The following is a 16,741-nucleotide window of genomic DNA, read 5'->3' as shown; positions in this document are numbered from 1 at the left end:
TAAAATTCCGCCTAGTCCACCTTGCTGACTTTGTTGATTCTGTTGATTCTGTTGATTCTGTTGATTGTTATTGGCACCCAGTTGCCCAAGCACCGAACCCAAGATTCCAACCAAACCAGACTGCTGTGATTGAGTCTGCTGATTACTACCTAAAGCCTGCTTAGCCAATATCTCTACAATATTACTCAGATTTGTCATCGTATTGTCCTTATTTCAACTTAATAAAAGCATACGATGCTTTGATCATGCTGCATTAAACAAATTGTTAAAATTTGCAATAGTTAAAGGCAGTACAAATAAATCTTTTACCAACGAAATTTATTCCAATTTTCAGGGTTTGCCCAAAACCTAGCGTTTAACCAATCAGGTACCTGTTTATACGTTAGAATATTAAATTGCCAAAACTCAAAATCAGCAGCCTGTTGGCTGTGTTCAAGTAGCCGAGTAAAGCCCAAACTACGCAATAATTTTTCATCGTCTAATTGAGCGGCCACCACAATACGTTTGGCCATTAAATCACGTAATTTAACCAACACTTGCGCTTTTTGCATCGGACTTATCTGCAAGAATTCGTTGTAATTTAGCCAAATAAAGCCCAAATCATAGCGCTGCTGAAAAGGCAGATTTAAAAATTCAGTTACGTTAAAATAGCGCCATTGAATAGATTGATTATGATCGTATTGGCTAAGGTTTTGACCAATACACAATGCAGTATGAATCGGCTGTTCTGCGTATAAATGCTCAAGCATTAACGCAATGAGATTGGGTTCAGCCATAACTGCATCCTTATTATTTAAGAGAGTATTCTTCATGGAACTACAAGGCGTTTGCCATAAAATGCATGCAGGTTTAAAACACCTTAGTGTAACTGATCAACAGACCTGTAAGGCAAATGTAGAATATAAATTTGTTCTAGACCGCGCGCAAACCGATCTTCCTTTTCAGCTCGGTCAAGAGATCGAGATTGAACATACTGGCAATATTTATTGCGTTTCCTGCGGCAAAAAAACGCCAAAATCTTATGCACAAGGCCACTGTTTTAAGTGCTTTAAAACCCAAGCCTCCTGCGATCTGTGCATTATGAAACCAGAAACCTGTCACTACCATTTGGGTACATGCCGCGAAGATCGTTTTGCCCATGAAGTGTGCTTTCAGCCACACATTGTATATTTAGCCAATTCTAGTGCCTTAAAAGTCGGGATTACCCGTCAAGGCCAAATGCCAACACGTTGGCTTGATCAAGGTGCAACACAAGCCTTACCCATAATGAAAGTTGGCTCACGTCGTTTATCCGGTCAACTGGAAATCATGTTTGGCACACAAGTGGCGGATAAAACAGATTGGCGCAAACTGCTTAAAGGTGAAGCAGAACCTTTAGATTTGCTGCAAGTGCGGGCTCAATTAATTGAAGAATTCGCGCCAAAGATTAAAATCATTCGTGATGAATTTAGTCAGAATTTAGAGTTCAACGAAACAGTTGAACTGCTGGAAGACGAGTTACCGCGTGAATTTATCTATCCTGTAGAGCAATATCCTGAAAAAATAAAATCTCATAACTTAGATAAAACACCGATCATTCGCGGCGTATTGTTGGGCATAAAAGGTCAATATCTTATTTTAGACAATGGCGTAATTAATATTCGTAAATATTCAGGCTATGAATTGAAATTACGTACTGAGTAATCCTGTATTTGAGTGATAAAAAAACCTGCGTTAACGCAGGTTTTTTTATCAGTTGGAATTATTTGATTTTCGCCTTAGATTTTAAATATTGCGTGTAATCATCTAATTCTTGCTGACCGCGTAATTGCTGATATAACTTAGTTAATTCAGCCAATTGCTCATCCGTTAAGGCATTTGACGTGGTTTTATTCACGTTGGATACCGCAACGACGACCAATTCATTCGGTAATGCTGCTGTAGTGACTGACCACATGCCTGCTTTGGGTGTAGGCACACTAAATGCGGCACGTTCAATTTCACGTCTTAAACCTGCTGAGCGAGTAAAGACGCCGGCACTTTCAAAGCTAATTTCACTTTCTGCCAGTGCTGTGGCCGCAGGTTGTGATTTAAATCGATCTAACGAAGTTTGGATCTTCGCTTTTGCCGCATCAATTGCTTTTCGTTCAATTAACTCAGCTTTCACCCGCGGTGTTGCTTCAGCTAAGTTCTGTACACCCGCAGCATGATATTCGCGTACTTTCACCCATACTGTATTGCCATTGGCCAGCTGAATGCTGCTTGAGGCATTGCGATCCCCATTTTTGACATCATCATTAAACAGTTTTACTTTAACGTTGGCATCGCTCAGTACAGGATGCTGTGTTGATAAGGTCATTCCCTTCACTGATTGAACGGTTACACCTTTAACCTCTTGCGCCACAACATCCAGTGAATCACTGCCAACCACCATCTCATTTAAGCCATTCACGGTATCTGCAAAGGCATTGGTTGATTTACTTTTTTGTACTTCGGCCATTAAACGTGGTTTTTCAGTTTCAAATGACGGCAACTTTACAGCGGCTGCTTGCGTTTCAATTAAATGATAACCATATTGGGTTTTAATCGGCGCAGAGAGTTCAGCCGGTTTTAAAGAACCAATTGCTTGGTCAAATGAATCTCCAAATATGCCAGCTTCATAGGCAGAAACTAAACCACCTTTGGTTTTAGAATCTGTATCTTCTGAATATTGACTAGCTGCTTGCGCAAAAGGCATGCCCGCTTTAATTTTTGCAGCCACATCGGTTGCTAATTTTTTGGCTTCTGCATCTGAGCGGTTATCGGTGGTGATTAAAATATGCTTAACCAGCGGTTTAATACTTTTCTTTTGTGCCTCAACAAATGTTGCATAGGCTTGTTGTAACTCAGCATCTGTAACAGCAGTATTGGCTGGAGCCACGTCTGTTGGTGTTAACAGTACATAATCCACATCTACTTGCGCAACTTGCTTATAGAGGTTGGGATGCTTGTTGTAATAGGCTTTAATTTCTTCCGGAGTGACTTTTATATTTTTCTTATAGTCATCCAATTTAATGCTCGCCAAATGCAAAGTCCGCTGTTCCGTTTGTAAATCGGCAATTTGCTCAATATCTAACTTGCTGACCAAAGTATAATCCATAAAGGTCGAGGTCAACATTTTTAACGCATGATCTTGGCGTAAATTGGTAATCAACGCATCATTGGTCATACCGACAGAGCGCAAATAGTTGGCATATAAAACTTTTGAAAATTTACCATTTTCTTGAAAACTTGGTTGTTGCGCCACCATTTGTTCAATTTGTGCATCACTTAATGAAATGCCTAACTTCTCGGCTTGTTGCAACAACAAAGTACGCGCAACCAACGTATCCATCGCTTTATTTTCAATAAAAGATTGATTCAGTAAAGTTTCGTCACCTTTGGCATAGCTTAAGTATTGCTCTTTAAAGCTTTTGTTCAGTGCTTCTAATTCTTTTTTAGAAATCTCTTGGCCATTGACCTGTTTTGCTGAATCTTCTGACTTGCCCCCACTAAAATATCCTTCAATACCTACAAGTGCTAAAGGCGTCAAGAACAAAATGAGCAAAACTTTGCCCAGCCAACCCTTAATAACTTTACGAAAAGATTCCATAAGTATTCCAATATTTTATTTGTGGGGAATTCTATCCGAAAACTCCCAACGAATGAACGAGTTCGAACTTTAAATCAGCATTATTAATAAAAAACGCGCCTAATAAGGCGCGTTTATGGTTTTAGAAAGATTAAGCGACAGAATCTTTCAAACCTTTACCAGCTTTAAAGCTTGGTACTTTGCTGGCTTTAATTTCTAAAGCTGCCCCAGTTTGTGGGTTACGGCCAGTACGTGCTGCACGTTCTTTAACGTTGAATGTACCAAAACCAACTAGGGTAACTGTATCACCAGATTTAAGTGCTTCAGTAATTGAGGTAATTGTTGCATCTAAGGCTTTACCCGCGTCAGTCTTAGACAATCCCCCATTCTCTGCAATTGCATCGATTAATTCTGATTTATTCATGAAGATTACGTCCTCTTAATATCGTTTATTTAAGGTCTAAGGATTCCATAACACCTTTATAGCAATGCTCTGGGGCAAAAGGCAATACTCTAGATATGCATTTTTGCAAAATAAATGCGAAAAAAATTGTTGAAAAATGAATAAATACCCCATTTGTTTCATTTTTTTACATTTTGTGATTTTAGAGTCTTATTTTCTTCAATTAAAAAGTCTACTTTAGTATGCAGCTGCAAGATGAGCATTTCTAAGTGTTGAATATCTTTCACCGTGACCAATCCCAATCGATTTAAAGAGTGATTTACCCCTTGATCGAGTAATTTCTCCACTTTATCTTTGGTGTCTATGACTGATTCTTTGGCCTTAAACGAAACTTTTTCAACGGCCTGATCGGCGATATCAACCGTTTTAGATTCTAGTTCTTCACCCACCTTTACCAAGGAATCAAAAAGTTTAGTGCCCTCTTCTTCAGCACGTGAAAAAGCGCCTAAGCCAGCCAACCAAATTTGTTGTGTGTATTTACGAAAATCCAAACCTGATTTACGTCCAGAACTTAAACTATTTTTATTCTTATCAGTGGTTTCTGGTTTGTCCTGCACGTCCTGCTGATTTTTTATTGTATTATTCATTCATTGTCGCTCCTGCTTGTTTTCCATACTATTTAATCTATTTTCCCACAAAATACCCGCATAATAACAAATTAAACACTTGATCGATTTGCTAAACTGTTCTACAAAGCAAGATTATTATATATTTGGTTTAAGCCCTGAAGCACAGTTGAAGTATCGGATGCTTTCTTTTCAGGTAAGGATTGAGTTTTATGAGTACATCGCAACAAAGTCATCATCAATCACATTTGTTGCTCACAATGACTATGATTGTTCTAGAAACAATTTTCACTTTCATTTTAAAGCATGATCGTGTGGCTGGGTTGCAGGCTAAAAAATTTATAGATCAAAAAATATGCATTAAAATTAATAGCTATTTACCATATTTTGATTTTTATGTTCAATTTACCGAACAAGGTTTACTTTTTGATACTGCCGCACCCGATAAAGCCATTGATTTAGATATTCGCACCACACTTATGGATTTAATCAAAGTCTTTGTTTTTGCCAATCGTCGCAGTATTAAAAAAATGCGTATAGATGGTGAGATGAGCTTAAAAGATGAGTTCCGCGATTTGGTTTTATTGTTTAGTGTGCCTAAAGTTTTATCTGATTGGAAACAATGGTTAACTGAACCCACTGATGAACAAAATATGGTTGCCTCTAAAAAGCGTGTTGCACCGCTTTTAGAAAAAATTGACCAACAGCGCTCAACCATTAGCGCTTTGCAAGTTGAAGTCAAACAATACAAAAACCGTCTGCGCCGTATACAACAGAAACAAAAAAGGATCAACATCGCCTTTATTGTAAGCATCGCTCTGCTGATTGGCTTATTAGTGTATAATTTATGGCTTGCATAAACATATAATTTCTCTTAAAAAATAAAATAATTTAAAGCTCAATTAAAACTTGACTATTTTAGTCAGGATTCATAAAATTGGCACATCTAGTCTTAACATGTGTATCGAATCATGCGTCTTACTACTCGCGGTCGCTACGCAGTGACTGCTCTACTTGATTTAGCTTTGCAGCCAACTGAACAAACGATCACGCTTGCCGAAATTGCAGCGCGTCAAACTATTTCTGTTGCCTATCTTGAGCAGTTATTTGCGAAATTAAAGCGTCACGGCTTGGTTTCTAGCGTTCGTGGTGCCAATGGTGGTTACCATTTAGCGCGTAAGGCTGAAGAAATCACCATGTTAGAAATTATTGAAGCAGTCAATGAAACCGTGGATGCAACCCGTTGCGACCATAAAGCCAATTGCCAAAATGGTGCAATGTGCTTAACCCACGATTTATGGCAAGAACTCTCCGACCACATTGCCGATTATTTAGCAAAAATTACACTTGCTGATCTAGTAGCACGAGACAACGTACAAACCGTTGCAATCCGCCAAAATTCACCAAGTTTTGATTCAGCCCTTTTATCGGTTACAGGTATTTGACATGAAACGTCCGATTTATCTTGATTATGCAGCCACTACTCCTGTAGATCCTCAAGTTGCAGAACGTATGATGGAGTGTCTAACATTTGACGGCACTTTCGGTAATCCGGCATCACGCTCTCATGCTTACGGTTGGCAAGCAGAAGAAAAAGTAGAACATGCACGTGAACAGGTTGCTAATTTAATTAAAGCAGATCCACGCGAAATTGTATGGACTTCTGGTGCAACTGAATCTGACAATCTTGCACTTAAAGGCATTGCACAATTCTATGCCTCTAAAGGCAAACATATTATTACCAGTAAAATTGAACACAAGGCCATTTTAGATCCTTGTCGTGAACTTGAAGAACAAGGCTTTGAAATCACCTATCTTGAGCCAGAACCAAAGACGGGTTTAATCACGCCAGAAATGGTTAAAGCGGCGATTCGTCCAGATACGATTCTTGTTTCACTGATGATGGTAAACAATGAAATTGGTACGGTAACGGATGTCGCTGCAATTGGTGAAATTACCCGTGCCAATAAAACTTATTTTCATGTCGATGCAGCGCAAGCCGCCGGTAAAATTGAAATTGACCTTTCAACAATGAAAATTGATTTGATGAGTTTTTCTGCACACAAAGCCTATGGCCCTAAAGGTATAGGCGCATTATTTGTCCGTCGTAGCCCACGCGTTCGTCTTAAAGGACAAATGCATGGTGGTGGCCATGAACGCGGCATGCGCTCTGGTACATTAGCAACGCATCAAATTGTCGGCATGGGTGAAGCATTCGAGCTTGCAGGTAAAAATCTAGAATCTGAGCAAAAACGTATTCGTGTATTACGTGACAAGTTGTGGAATGGTTTACAAGGTTTAGAGCAAGTATTCTTAAACGGCCATCCTGAACACAATGTGGCCAACTGGTTGAATATCAGCTTCAATTTTGTTGAAGGCGAATCATTGATGATGGCATTGAAAGATGCTGCGGTTTCTTCAGGTTCTGCTTGTACTTCAGCAACACTGGAACCGTCTTATGTACTTCGTGCATTAGGTCTGACCGATGAACTTGCGCACAGTTCAATTCGCTTTAGCTTTGGTAAGTACACCACTGAAGAAGATATTGATCACATTCTTGAAGTCACTAAAATTGCTGTACAAAAATTACGTGATCTCTCTCCGCTTTGGGATATGTACAAAGACGGCATCGATTTATCGACAGTCGAATGGGCTGAACACTAATTTATTCATGGCATCTTATGGCAATTCTATAAGATGCCCCCATATTAAATCTTATTAGGCTGACCCCGATTTTTGGAGATGCATCATGGCTTATAGCGAAAAAGTAATTGATCATTATGAAAACCCTCGTAATGTCGGTGTTTTGGATAAAGACGCTGAAAATGTAGGTACTGGAATGGTTGGTGCGCCTGCTTGTGGTGACGTTATGCGTCTGCAAATCCAAGTGGATGACAACGGCATCATTGAACAAGCGCGCTTTAAAACTTACGGTTGTGGCTCTGCTATTGCCTCAAGTTCGCTGGTCACTGAATGGTTAAAAGGTAAAACTCTTGATCAAGCACAAGCCATTAAGAATATTGATATTGCAACTGAACTTGCGCTTCCACCAGTAAAAGTACACTGTTCAGTACTTGCTGAAGATGCGATTAAAGCTGCTGTTGAAGACTATCGCAGCAAAAAAGCTAAAGCTTAATTGCTTTAAGTTTTAAATTAGGAATAACGGAGTTTTCATGATTCATTTAACTGAAAATGCAGCAACTCATATCAGCAATTACTTAAAAAATCGCGGTAAGGGTGAAGGCATTCGCGTTGGCGTGAAAACTTCAGGCTGTTCTGGTTTGGCCTATGTACTCGAATTCGTTGATGAAGTCGATACGCATGACCAAATGTTTGAGCAGTTTGATGTCAAAGTTTTTGTTGATCCTAAAAGCAGTGTCTATTTAGAAGGTTTAGAAATGGACTATGTGAAAAATGGCTTAAACGAAGGCTTTGAATTTAACAACCCCAATAAAAAAGGCGAATGTGGTTGCGGTGAATCTTTCACGATTTAATCCGTTATATGCATACTCTTTTAAAGCCTTAAAACAGTGTACAATACACTGTTTTAATTGCATTTATACTGGTCGTTATTTTTATAAAACTCTCGCGGATCAAATCTCCCATGAATCATTTTGAGCTGTTCAATCTTCCTGTGGCACTCGATATTGATTTAGCAACTTTAAAAACTGAATTTTTAAAATTGCAGCAACAATATCATCCCGATAAGGCTGAAAACAAAGATCAGGCCTTAATCCAGTCAAGCGACATCAATCAAGCCTATAAAATTTTATCTCAAGTCGATAGTCGTGCCGCTTATTTGCTGGCGTTAAAAAAACAAGATCATTTACTCGATCAATCTATTGGTGATTTTGATTTTTTACAATCGGCCTTAGAAATTCGTGAACATCTTGATGAAGCACACGCTGCGGATGATCTGATTTCACTGAAGCAAGAAGTCCAACAATGGATGGATAGCTTGGTTCGTGAATTTAAAATTGACTATACTGAAGAAGATTGGACAGAAGCCAGAGATACAGTTCGGAAGTTACGCTTCTTTCAAAAAGTCATGGCTGATATTGACAAAGCTGAAGATCGTTTTTTAGATGACGATAGCTTTGATCTTGACGATGATTTTTAATTTATTTTACTTTTAGACGTTCAAAGGATGTAACACAATGGCTCTCTTGCAAATTGCAGAACCTGGTCAATCAAGTGCACCTCATGAACACCGCATTGCCATTGGTATCGATTTAGGTACCACACACTCTTTAGTGGCAACGGTTCTATCGGGCAAAGCCAAAGTTCTTAACGATGAACAGGGTCGCGTGTTACTCCCATCGATTGTGCATTATGCAGAACATGGGGCGCAGTATGGCGATGCCGCAAAAGCATTTTTGACCAGTGATCCTCAAAATACCATTGTTTCAATTAAGCGCTTTATGGGGCGTTCAAAAGCAGATATTAAATTTCAACACCCCTACACTTTGGTCGGTGAAGACCATCAAATGCCCGCTTTTGAAACCCATCAAGGCCGTAAAACACCGGTTGAGATTTCAGCTGAAATTTTAAAACAACTCAAACAACGTGCTGAATTAAGTTTAAAGAATCCTATTAATGGTGCAGTCATCACCGTTCCAGCTTATTTTGATGAAGCACAGCGTCAAGCCACGCGGGATGCTGCTGAATTAGCCGGTTTAAATGTCCTACGCTTATTGAATGAACCCACGGCTGCTGCGGTTGCCTATGGTTTAGATCAAGCCAGCAACTTAGCGTCTGACAGTAACTATGTCATTTATGACTTAGGCGGCGGTACTTTTGACGTATCTATCTTACGTTTCACCCAAGGTGTCTTTGAAGTTTTAGCCACTGGCGGACATACTGCACTGGGCGGCGATGATTTAGATCGTCTGATTGTAAAATGGGCTAAAAAACAACTCAATATTGAAACGCTCGATGATACGCAATACGCGCATGTCATTGTTGCTGCACGTGAAGCGAAAGAAGCACTGACCACACTTGAATCAACTCAGTTACCCGTTTTAGATCAGGTTTTAACACTAGATCGGGCAACATTTGAACAAATCATTAAAGTGGCTTTAGATAAAACCATCAGTGTATGTAAGCGCGTGATGCGTGATGCCAAACTTGAGTTAGATGATATTCAGAGCGTGGTTTTGGTCGGTGGATCGACGCGTTCTTATGCAGTACAAAAAGCCGTGCGTGATGTGTTTAATCAAGAACCGTTGTGTACCATTAACCCCGATGAAGTGGTTGCAATTGGTGCAGCCATTACTGCTGACCAACTAATTGGCAACAGCACAGATGGCTCCTTGTTACTCGATGTGACGCCACTATCACTAGGTCTAGAGACCATGGGCGGTCTCGTTGAACGCTTGATTTCACGCAATACCGCAATTCCTGTGGCGCGTCGTCAAGAGTTCACGACGTACCAAGATGGCCAAACCGCCATGCTGATTCATGTGGTACAAGGTGAACGTGATTTAGTTGAACATTGCCGTAGCTTAGGTCGTTTTGTCTTGCATGGCATTCCACCAATGACTGCGGGTCAAGCACGAATTGAAGTGACGTTTCAAGTCGATGCCGATGGCTTGCTGAATGTTTCTGCCAAAGAAACCACCTCTGGTGTATATGCACACATTGATATTAAGCCATCCTACGGTTTGGCTGATGCCGATACTGAACGCTTATTAATTGAAGGTTTTAAGTTTGCCGAAGAAGATAAAAATCTTCGTCACTTACAAGAAACCAAAGTGGAAGCACAGCGTGAGCTTGAAGCACTCACTCAAGCATTAAAGGTCGATTCAAAGCTGCTTGATGCTGAACCATTGCTTGCTTTGCAGCATGCAGCAACTGAACTTGAGCAACAATTATTAACCTCAGATATCGACGCGATTGAAAAAGCAGTGCAACAACTTAAACAACATAGCGATGTCTTTGCTGGAATACGTATGAATCAACATATTGATTCTGCATTAAAAGGCACACAACTCGATGACTGGTCAAATTCACACAAATAAATAGGTAGACATTATGCCACGTATTAAAGTTCTTCCACATGCGCAAATTTGCCCGACTGGTGCTGAGTTTGAAGTTGAACCCAATGCCAATCTTTGTGAAAGCCTATTAAAAAATGGCATCAAGATTGAACATGCTTGTGATATGTCTTGTGCCTGTACCACTTGTCACGTGGTGGTTCGCCGCGGTTTTGACAGCTTGACTGAAATGACCGACGTCGAAGCAGATTTACTCGATCGCGCTTGGGGACTTGAACCAGATTCACGCCTTTCTTGTCAGGTTAAAATTGTCGATGAAGATTTAGAAGTTGAAATTCCGAAATATACAATTAACCATGCTTCTGAAAATCACTAATTGATTCTGCAATAAAAACCACGCTTCGGCGTGGTTTTTTAATATAAAAACTTTGAGTTTAAGCGTATAAGATTAAACCCATTAATGATGATCGATTGGCTCTTCAATCACTTCATCGGCTAAATTAAGTTTTACAATTCCTTGGGAGTTGGTCATATTTTGTTGTTTTTGAATTCTAACAATCATTTTTTCCAAAACACCAATCAGTTCTGGATATTCATAATTTTGTACTTCATCTAAATTTAACAATAGATGAAAGCCTTTATATTCATAGTCAAACCAGCGTTGATAGTCCGATTTACGCGATGTATATTTCTCCATTACCTGCCAAGTATTCACCAAGTGTTGAATACCTTTCAATCGAATTGGAGATTTAGGCGCACAGAGATAATCATTTTTAATTAAACTATAGGTATCATCAGAAATTAAAATTTCATCTACCGCAGCCGCACTTTGTAAACGTGCCGCTAAATTGGCATCGCGCCCCACAATGGTATATGCCATGCGATGTGCAGCACCATAATTACCCACGTGACAATAGCCTGTACTGATTCCCATACGAATATGCAATGCCGGATAACCCATTTTAATCCAGCGCTCACGCAGCAACTTCATTTGCTGGCGCATATCGATGGCCATATCTAAACAGGTTTTTGCATCTTGTTCGACGCCTTGAGAAATCGGATCGCCAAAGAAGATTAAAATTGCATCGCCCATAAATTTATCGACGGTGGCTTCATATTGTTTTGCAATTTCAGTCATATGACTTAAATAGTCATTCAGTAAAAAAGCCAAATCATCAGGAATCAGTGTTTCTGAAAGTTCAGTAAAGCCTTGAATATCCGAGAAGAAAATAGTCATTTTCTTACGTTTATATTCAATTTTTGCTTCCGACTCGCCTTTCATAATCGATTGCCACAATTGTACTGGTGCATAACGACTCAGTTGGTTGGCAAATTCCATATAACGATTCATTTGTTCGTAATAATAGGATTTTCGATTACTGATATATTGAATTTGACTACGCTGATACAGACTACCGACACCAAAATAGGTCAATAAGCAGACAAAACCAAGTACCGTTAATTCACCGGTGGTTTGCTCAAAATATTCACCAAAACCGAAGATAAAGATATTACACAGATAGAAAATGGCAATCCCAATTAAACCGGCCAATGACAGCACCAAAAACGAGATTTTATTACTAATCGTGGTATAGAGAATGACGAAGATCGTCAGAAAAGTCAGTACAAGGTTTAAATGAATAGCAGATAAAATAACGGCAATCACCGCCATATCCATCACAAATAAGATGGCACGTTTTATTTTTGTATTATAACGATACAACAGCCAATTGGATAATCGCGGCGTAATGATTAAAACCAACACCAAAAAAATCGGCACGTATAGCTGATAGTGCGTATCAGGCGAAGTGTAATAATAGACGGTAATCAGCAAAGACAATATGAGATAGCCCATCAAACGATGAAAATACTCAAATTGTCTTGGCTCTTTTCTAATCCAGTCGTCTAAAGACACTCAATTGCTCCGGATCGGATTATCCACATCATCATTTTTATATTACAAACCAAATTAATGATGAATTAATCCATACGCCAATCAAATGGCATATCACCTTGACCACGTAGGGCAAGCATTAGTGTCTGACGCATATGTGCAAGAACTTCATTGTTATAAGGTACAGCAGGTGTGCCCCAAACTGGTCTTGGCCACGCTACATCATTTTGATAACGAACCACATGATGAAAATGTAGTTGTGGCACCATATTTCCTAAGGCAGCAACATTCATTTTATCCGCACGAAATACACGAGCCAATTGACTAGACAACCAACTCGATTCACGTAAAAATTGTTCTTGGTCAGATTGGCTTAATTCATATAATTCAGTGACGCCAGGTACACGTGGAATTAAGATGAGCCACGGAAATTGCATATCATTCATTAAACGACATGTTGACAGTGGAAAGTCGCCTACAAAAAAAGTATCTTGAGCAAGTTGAGGATGCAAACTAAACATATCTTTATAAATGACGCAAAATTAGAATGATGGCTAATACTACCACATCCGTTAGGACGTGAATATTCTATACAATGTGTTTCATTACAAATAAACCACTATTTATTTTGAATCACGAAGCGGCTATCAATATAATAATTTTCTCTAAAAAATCAAGTATTTCTTGGTAATTACTGCAAGCTAAAACTCAAATTTAAATACGAGTGCATAGTATTTATGCACTCGCAGCACAATCATTGAATTTCTTTTAGCAAACTGGTTAACAAATCAGAAATAAATTGAATTCTTTTTGCATAGTCTTCAAGCATTACCATCACTTTTAAGCGCTGCCCACCATCCATTTTAAAAAATGTAGGATGTTTTTGCATGATTTGAATAATACTCAAAGCTTGTACCGGCGTATCTGGAGAGAACTCAATATGTCCGCCATGTGCGCCAATATCTACTTTGGTAATACCCAGTTGCTCAGCCTTGAGACGCATTTGATGCACTGCAAACAATTGCTTCACTGGTTGCGGTGGTACGCCAAAACGATCAATTAACTCCATACGAATATTGTCGAGTTTCTCTTGCGTGTCAGTATTACTAATACGCTTATAAAACAATAGTCTTTGATGCACATCACCCAAATAATCATCTGGAATAAGTGCGGGCATATGCAGATTAATTTCAGCTGTAAGCGATAATGGCGCATCAAAATTAGGCGTTTTGCCTTTTTGAATGGCTTTGGTGGCTTTTTCTAGCATTTCCATATACAGACTATAACCAATGGCTTGCATCGAACCACTTTGCTGCTCACCCAACAGCTCACCCGCCCCACGAATTTCTAAATCTTCAGTGGCCAGCATAAAACCTGCGCCTAAATTTGAAGCCCGTTGAATGGCATCAAGGCGTTTTTCTGCATCACCTTTTAAACCCTTCATTGATGGCACCAATAAGTAGGCATAGGCTTGGTGATGTGAACGTCCGACACGACCGCGTAATTGATGCAACTGCGCTAAACCTAACTTATCCGCGCGTTCAATTAAAATGGTGTTGGCATTGGGAACGTCAATTCCCGTTTCAATAATGGTCGAACAAACCAAGACATTATATTCTTTGTGATAGAACTGCTGCATGATCTGCTCCAGTTCGCGTTCGCGCATTTGACCATGTGCCACTGCCACACGCGCTTCGGGTACCAACTCACGAATACTCTGTGCTGCCCGTTCAATGCTATCCACTTCATTATGTAAAATATAAACCTGACCGCCGCGCAGTAACTCACGCAAAATGGCTTCTTTAATGGAATCGCTGGTTTGCTCTTGTACAAAAGTTTTTACAGCCAGTCGGCGCGCCGGCGGTGTGGCAATAATGGATAAATCTCGCATTCCACTAAAGGCCATATTTAAGGTGCGCGGAATCGGCGTTGCCGTCAGAGTGAGCATATCGACATCGGCACGCATAGCTTTAATACGCTCTTTATCACGTACCCCAAAGCGATGCTCCTCATCCACCACCATCAAACCTAAGTTTTTAAATCCAATGCTTTGCTGCAATATTTTGTGTGTGCCAATGACAATATCGACTTTACCATTGCTTAAGTCTTCGGCAATTTTAAGATGGCTTTTGTTTGAGCCAAAACGCGACAGCACTTCAATACGAATAGGCCAATCGGCAAAACGGTCTTTAAACGACTCATAATGCTGCTGTGCAAGTAAGGTGGTCGGCACTAAAACGGCCACTTGCTTATTGTTTTGGACTGCTAAAAATGCCGCACGCATGGCCACTTCAGTTTTACCAAAACCGACATCGCCACACACCAGACGATCCATCGGTTTAGCCAACTGCATATCATGCAATGTGGCTTCAATGGCATTGGCCTGATCAAGGGTTTCTTCATAAGCGAAACCACTGGAAAATTGCATATACGGACTTTGCTCCAGCTCAAAAGCAAAGCCGGGTTTTGCCTGACGGCGCGCTTGAATATGTAACAATTCAGCGGCAACATCATGAATTTGCTCTAAAGCCTTACGCTTGGCTTTATTCCATGCATCTGTGCCTAATTTATGCAAAGGTGCTAAATCAGGGTCGCCACCACTGTAACGACTAATCAAATGCAAATTGGTGACTGGCACATAAACTTTAGCTGCATCGGCATAATCTAGCTGTAAAAACTCATACTCTTGATCATCGATGGTGAGTTTAACCAGTCCTGCATAGCGCCCTACACCATAGTCAATATGCACCACCGGCGCACCGATACTCAGCTCGGTTAAACTACGAATGAGAAATTCTTCGGACACTTCCTGCTGACGTTTACGTCGGCGTTGGACTACGCGGTGCTCATACAGCTGATTTTCTGAAATGACGGTTAAATAATCTGGAATGACCAGACCACGGTCAAGTGGCGCACTGGTAATCGCGATGGCATATAAAGATTGTCTAAATTCTGCAAAACTGTCAACGGTGGGAATATCACCCAATGCACTGCGCAAGGCATCTTTTAACGTCTCACGGCGGCCCGCACTTTCGGCCACCAACAATACCGGATGATTGGCGGCATCAATATATTGCTTAACCACGGAAAAAGGCTGTTGTTGTTTTGGGTCGACTGCCAAGCGCGGCGGCAATTCAGTTTTTAAATTGATGACACCGGTTTTTTGTATAAATTCATCAGGCGATGCGATAATTCGAGCAAAAGTATTTAATTTTTCTAACACTTGATTTGGCGTTAAGAAAATATCTTCTGGCGGCAGAATGGGTTGATCAATATTATGCCGACGATCTTCATAGCGACGCGCTACATCCTGCCAAAAATTGGCTAAACTTTCATCCAATTGTTTGTCTGTAATGACAATGGCATTACTGGGTAAGTACGCCATTAAGCTGCTTTGGCTTTGCATGGCCTGTTTGCTAAAAAATAGTGGGAAATAAAACTCAAGCCCGGGCGATGCAATACCTTCTAAGGCATCTTGATAAATTGGATTTTTCTTTGGATTGGCATTTGGAAAACTTTCCGCATAGCGATCACGAAAGATAGAGCGCCCCTCTTTTAAGGGGAATTCTTTGGCGGGCAATACTAAAAACTGTTTTAGGGTTTGTGTGGTTCTTTGGGTTTCTGGATCGAAGAATTTTAAACTTTCAATCTCATCATCAAATAAATCAATACGAATGGGAGCATCTTGTCCTGATGCATAGATATCCATGATGCTGCCACGTACTGCAAACTCACCATGATCATAAACCGTATCAACCAAATGATAACCGGCTTGTATCAAACGAATTTTTTGTTGCTCTAATTGAAATTTTTGCCCCACTTGAATATCAAAATGTTCACCCAACACCCACGATGTCGGTGCAACACGCTGCACCAAGGTCGAGGCAGACAACAGCAATACGCCATGTTTAGGCATATTGGATAAAATGGATAAGCGCTCTGAGACAATATCTTGATGCGGTGACAAGCGGTCATAAGGCAGAATTTCCCAATCGGGGAAAATTGTCGGCTTAATGCCATAAAACTCTAATTCACTTTCCAATTGCCCCAAATGCTGATTATTTCGAGCAACCACAATGAACAATTGCTGACTTTGGCTGGCAATTTCTTTAAACAACAGTGCCGCAGATGAGCCTTGTAAATGACCGACCCAGCGTTTTTCGCCAGCTTTTAATTGTTGTAAATTAAGTTGAGAAATTTCTTGTTGGAACATGTAGATAGCTTTTGGTCTAA

Annotated in this window: 16 protein-coding genes and 1 pseudogene; 9 read left to right on the top strand and 8 right to left on the bottom strand. The window is 40.1% G+C overall.

Annotation, left to right across the window (positions count from 1 at the left end; all coding sequences use genetic code 11):
• Positions 1–198, bottom strand: a pseudogene (locus SE27_RS14440) (YidB family protein); the annotation flags it as partial.
• A 107-nt stretch (positions 199–305) separates the two neighbouring features.
• A complete protein-coding gene (locus SE27_RS06985) occupies positions 306–776 on the bottom strand; it encodes a DUF6231 family protein (RefSeq protein WP_039622065.1) in 471 nt (156 codons plus the stop codon).
• A gap of 34 nt (positions 777–810) precedes the next feature.
• On the opposite strand from SE27_RS06985, the gene SE27_RS06980 reads away from it, so the two are divergent.
• Positions 811–1,683 carry a DUF2797 domain-containing protein gene (locus tag SE27_RS06980; protein ID WP_039622063.1) on the top strand — a complete coding sequence of 291 codons (873 nt, stop codon included), beginning with the start codon at positions 811–813 and terminating at the stop codon, positions 1,681–1,683.
• Positions 1,684–1,741: 58 nt separating this feature from the next.
• Here SE27_RS06980 and SE27_RS06975 read toward each other — a convergent pair whose 3' ends face one another.
• The 3 genes from SE27_RS06975 to SE27_RS06965 all read right to left on the bottom strand — a co-directional run bounded on the left by SE27_RS06975 (position 1,742) and on the right by SE27_RS06965 (position 4,639).
• Positions 1,742–3,610 (bottom strand): SurA N-terminal domain-containing protein, encoded by a 1,869-nt coding sequence (locus tag SE27_RS06975; RefSeq protein WP_039622062.1) that lies wholly within the window; start codon positions 3,608–3,610, stop codon positions 1,742–1,744.
• Between the two features lie 130 nt (positions 3,611–3,740).
• On the bottom strand, positions 3,741–4,013 hold the full coding sequence (locus SE27_RS06970) for an HU family DNA-binding protein (protein WP_039622060.1): 273 nt from the start codon (positions 4,011–4,013) through the stop codon (positions 3,741–3,743).
• 158 nt (positions 4,014–4,171) lie between these two features.
• A complete protein-coding gene (locus tag SE27_RS06965; protein WP_039622057.1) occupies positions 4,172–4,639 on the bottom strand; it encodes a phasin family protein in 468 nt (155 codons plus the stop codon).
• 191 nt (positions 4,640–4,830) lie between these two features.
• On the opposite strand from SE27_RS06965, the gene SE27_RS06960 reads away from it, so the two are divergent.
• The 8 genes from SE27_RS06960 to fdx all read left to right on the top strand — a co-directional run bounded on the left by SE27_RS06960 (position 4,831) and on the right by fdx (position 10,990).
• A complete protein-coding gene (locus SE27_RS06960; protein ID WP_039622055.1) occupies positions 4,831–5,478 on the top strand; it encodes a hypothetical protein in 648 nt (215 codons plus the stop codon).
• A 111-nt stretch (positions 5,479–5,589) separates the two neighbouring features.
• Positions 5,590–6,063: an Rrf2 family transcriptional regulator gene (locus SE27_RS06955; protein ID WP_039622053.1), complete on the top strand. Its 474-nt coding sequence runs from the start codon at positions 5,590–5,592 to the stop codon at positions 6,061–6,063.
• 1 nt (position 6,064) lies between these two features.
• Positions 6,065–7,282, top strand: coding sequence for an IscS subfamily cysteine desulfurase (locus SE27_RS06950; protein ID WP_039622050.1), 1,218 nt, complete (start codon positions 6,065–6,067; stop codon positions 7,280–7,282).
• Positions 7,283–7,367: 85 nt separating this feature from the next.
• The gene (iscU, locus tag SE27_RS06945) at positions 7,368–7,754 is read left to right on the top strand and encodes a Fe-S cluster assembly scaffold IscU (RefSeq protein WP_039622049.1); all 387 of its coding nucleotides are present in this window, start codon (positions 7,368–7,370) and stop codon (positions 7,752–7,754) included.
• A gap of 37 nt (positions 7,755–7,791) precedes the next feature.
• Positions 7,792–8,112, top strand: coding sequence for an iron-sulfur cluster assembly protein IscA (gene iscA / locus SE27_RS06940; protein ID WP_039622047.1), 321 nt, complete (start codon positions 7,792–7,794; stop codon positions 8,110–8,112).
• Positions 8,113–8,222: 110 nt separating this feature from the next.
• Complete coding sequence (gene hscB, locus SE27_RS06935) at positions 8,223–8,738, top strand: Fe-S protein assembly co-chaperone HscB (RefSeq protein WP_039622045.1); 516 nt, start codon at positions 8,223–8,225, stop codon at positions 8,736–8,738.
• A gap of 37 nt (positions 8,739–8,775) precedes the next feature.
• The gene (gene hscA, locus SE27_RS06930) at positions 8,776–10,638 is read left to right on the top strand and encodes a Fe-S protein assembly chaperone HscA (protein WP_039622044.1); all 1,863 of its coding nucleotides are present in this window, start codon (positions 8,776–8,778) and stop codon (positions 10,636–10,638) included.
• Positions 10,639–10,651: 13 nt separating this feature from the next.
• Positions 10,652–10,990 (top strand): ISC system 2Fe-2S type ferredoxin, encoded by a 339-nt coding sequence (fdx, locus tag SE27_RS06925; protein ID WP_039622043.1) that lies wholly within the window; start codon positions 10,652–10,654, stop codon positions 10,988–10,990.
• Positions 10,991–11,071: 81 nt separating this feature from the next.
• On the opposite strand, the gene SE27_RS06920 is transcribed toward fdx, so the two are convergent.
• The 3 genes from SE27_RS06920 to mfd form a co-directional block, all read right to left on the bottom strand.
• Complete coding sequence (locus tag SE27_RS06920; RefSeq protein ID WP_039622041.1) at positions 11,072–12,529, bottom strand: adenylate/guanylate cyclase domain-containing protein; 1,458 nt, start codon at positions 12,527–12,529, stop codon at positions 11,072–11,074.
• 65 nt (positions 12,530–12,594) lie between these two features.
• Positions 12,595–13,029, bottom strand: coding sequence for an HIT domain-containing protein (locus SE27_RS06915; RefSeq protein WP_039622040.1), 435 nt, complete (start codon positions 13,027–13,029; stop codon positions 12,595–12,597).
• Positions 13,030–13,262: 233 nt separating this feature from the next.
• A complete protein-coding gene (gene mfd, locus SE27_RS06910) occupies positions 13,263–16,721 on the bottom strand; it encodes a transcription-repair coupling factor (protein ID WP_039622039.1) in 3,459 nt (1,152 codons plus the stop codon).
• Positions 16,722–16,741 lie beyond the last annotated feature (20 nt).

It is taken from the genome of Acinetobacter harbinensis, assembly GCF_000816495.1.
Taxonomy (GTDB): Bacteria; Pseudomonadota; Gammaproteobacteria; order Pseudomonadales; family Moraxellaceae; genus Acinetobacter; species Acinetobacter harbinensis.
The sequence above is the reverse complement of the archived record's forward strand: the minus strand, read 5'-3'. Positions and strand labels throughout refer to the sequence as shown.

Bases quoted from the DNA above. Each gene is read 5' to 3' on its own strand.
- SE27_RS06985 (WP_039622065.1), bottom strand. From the start codon at position 776: ATGGCTGAACCCAATCTCATTGCGTTAATGCTTGAGCATTTATACGCA.
- SE27_RS06980 (WP_039622063.1), top strand. From the start codon at position 811: ATGGAACTACAAGGCGTTTGCCATAAAATGCATGCAGGTTTAAAACAC.
- SE27_RS06975 (WP_039622062.1), bottom strand. From the start codon at position 3,610: ATGGAATCTTTTCGTAAAGTTATTAAGGGTTGGCTGGGCAAAGTTTTG.
- SE27_RS06970 (WP_039622060.1), bottom strand. From the start codon at position 4,013: ATGAATAAATCAGAATTAATCGATGCAATTGCAGAGAATGGGGGATTG.
- SE27_RS06965 (WP_039622057.1), bottom strand. From the start codon at position 4,639: ATGAATAATACAATAAAAAATCAGCAGGACGTGCAGGACAAACCAGAA.
- SE27_RS06960 (WP_039622055.1), top strand. From the start codon at position 4,831: ATGAGTACATCGCAACAAAGTCATCATCAATCACATTTGTTGCTCACA.
- SE27_RS06955 (WP_039622053.1), top strand. From the start codon at position 5,590: ATGCGTCTTACTACTCGCGGTCGCTACGCAGTGACTGCTCTACTTGAT.
- SE27_RS06950 (WP_039622050.1), top strand. From the start codon at position 6,065: ATGAAACGTCCGATTTATCTTGATTATGCAGCCACTACTCCTGTAGAT.
- iscU (WP_039622049.1), top strand. From the start codon at position 7,368: ATGGCTTATAGCGAAAAAGTAATTGATCATTATGAAAACCCTCGTAAT.
- iscA (WP_039622047.1), top strand. From the start codon at position 7,792: ATGATTCATTTAACTGAAAATGCAGCAACTCATATCAGCAATTACTTA.
- hscB (WP_039622045.1), top strand. From the start codon at position 8,223: ATGAATCATTTTGAGCTGTTCAATCTTCCTGTGGCACTCGATATTGAT.
- hscA (WP_039622044.1), top strand. From the start codon at position 8,776: ATGGCTCTCTTGCAAATTGCAGAACCTGGTCAATCAAGTGCACCTCAT.
- fdx (WP_039622043.1), top strand. From the start codon at position 10,652: ATGCCACGTATTAAAGTTCTTCCACATGCGCAAATTTGCCCGACTGGT.
- SE27_RS06915 (WP_039622040.1), bottom strand. From the start codon at position 13,029: ATGTTTAGTTTGCATCCTCAACTTGCTCAAGATACTTTTTTTGTAGGC.
- mfd (WP_039622039.1), bottom strand. From the start codon at position 16,721: ATGTTCCAACAAGAAATTTCTCAACTTAATTTACAACAATTAAAAGCT.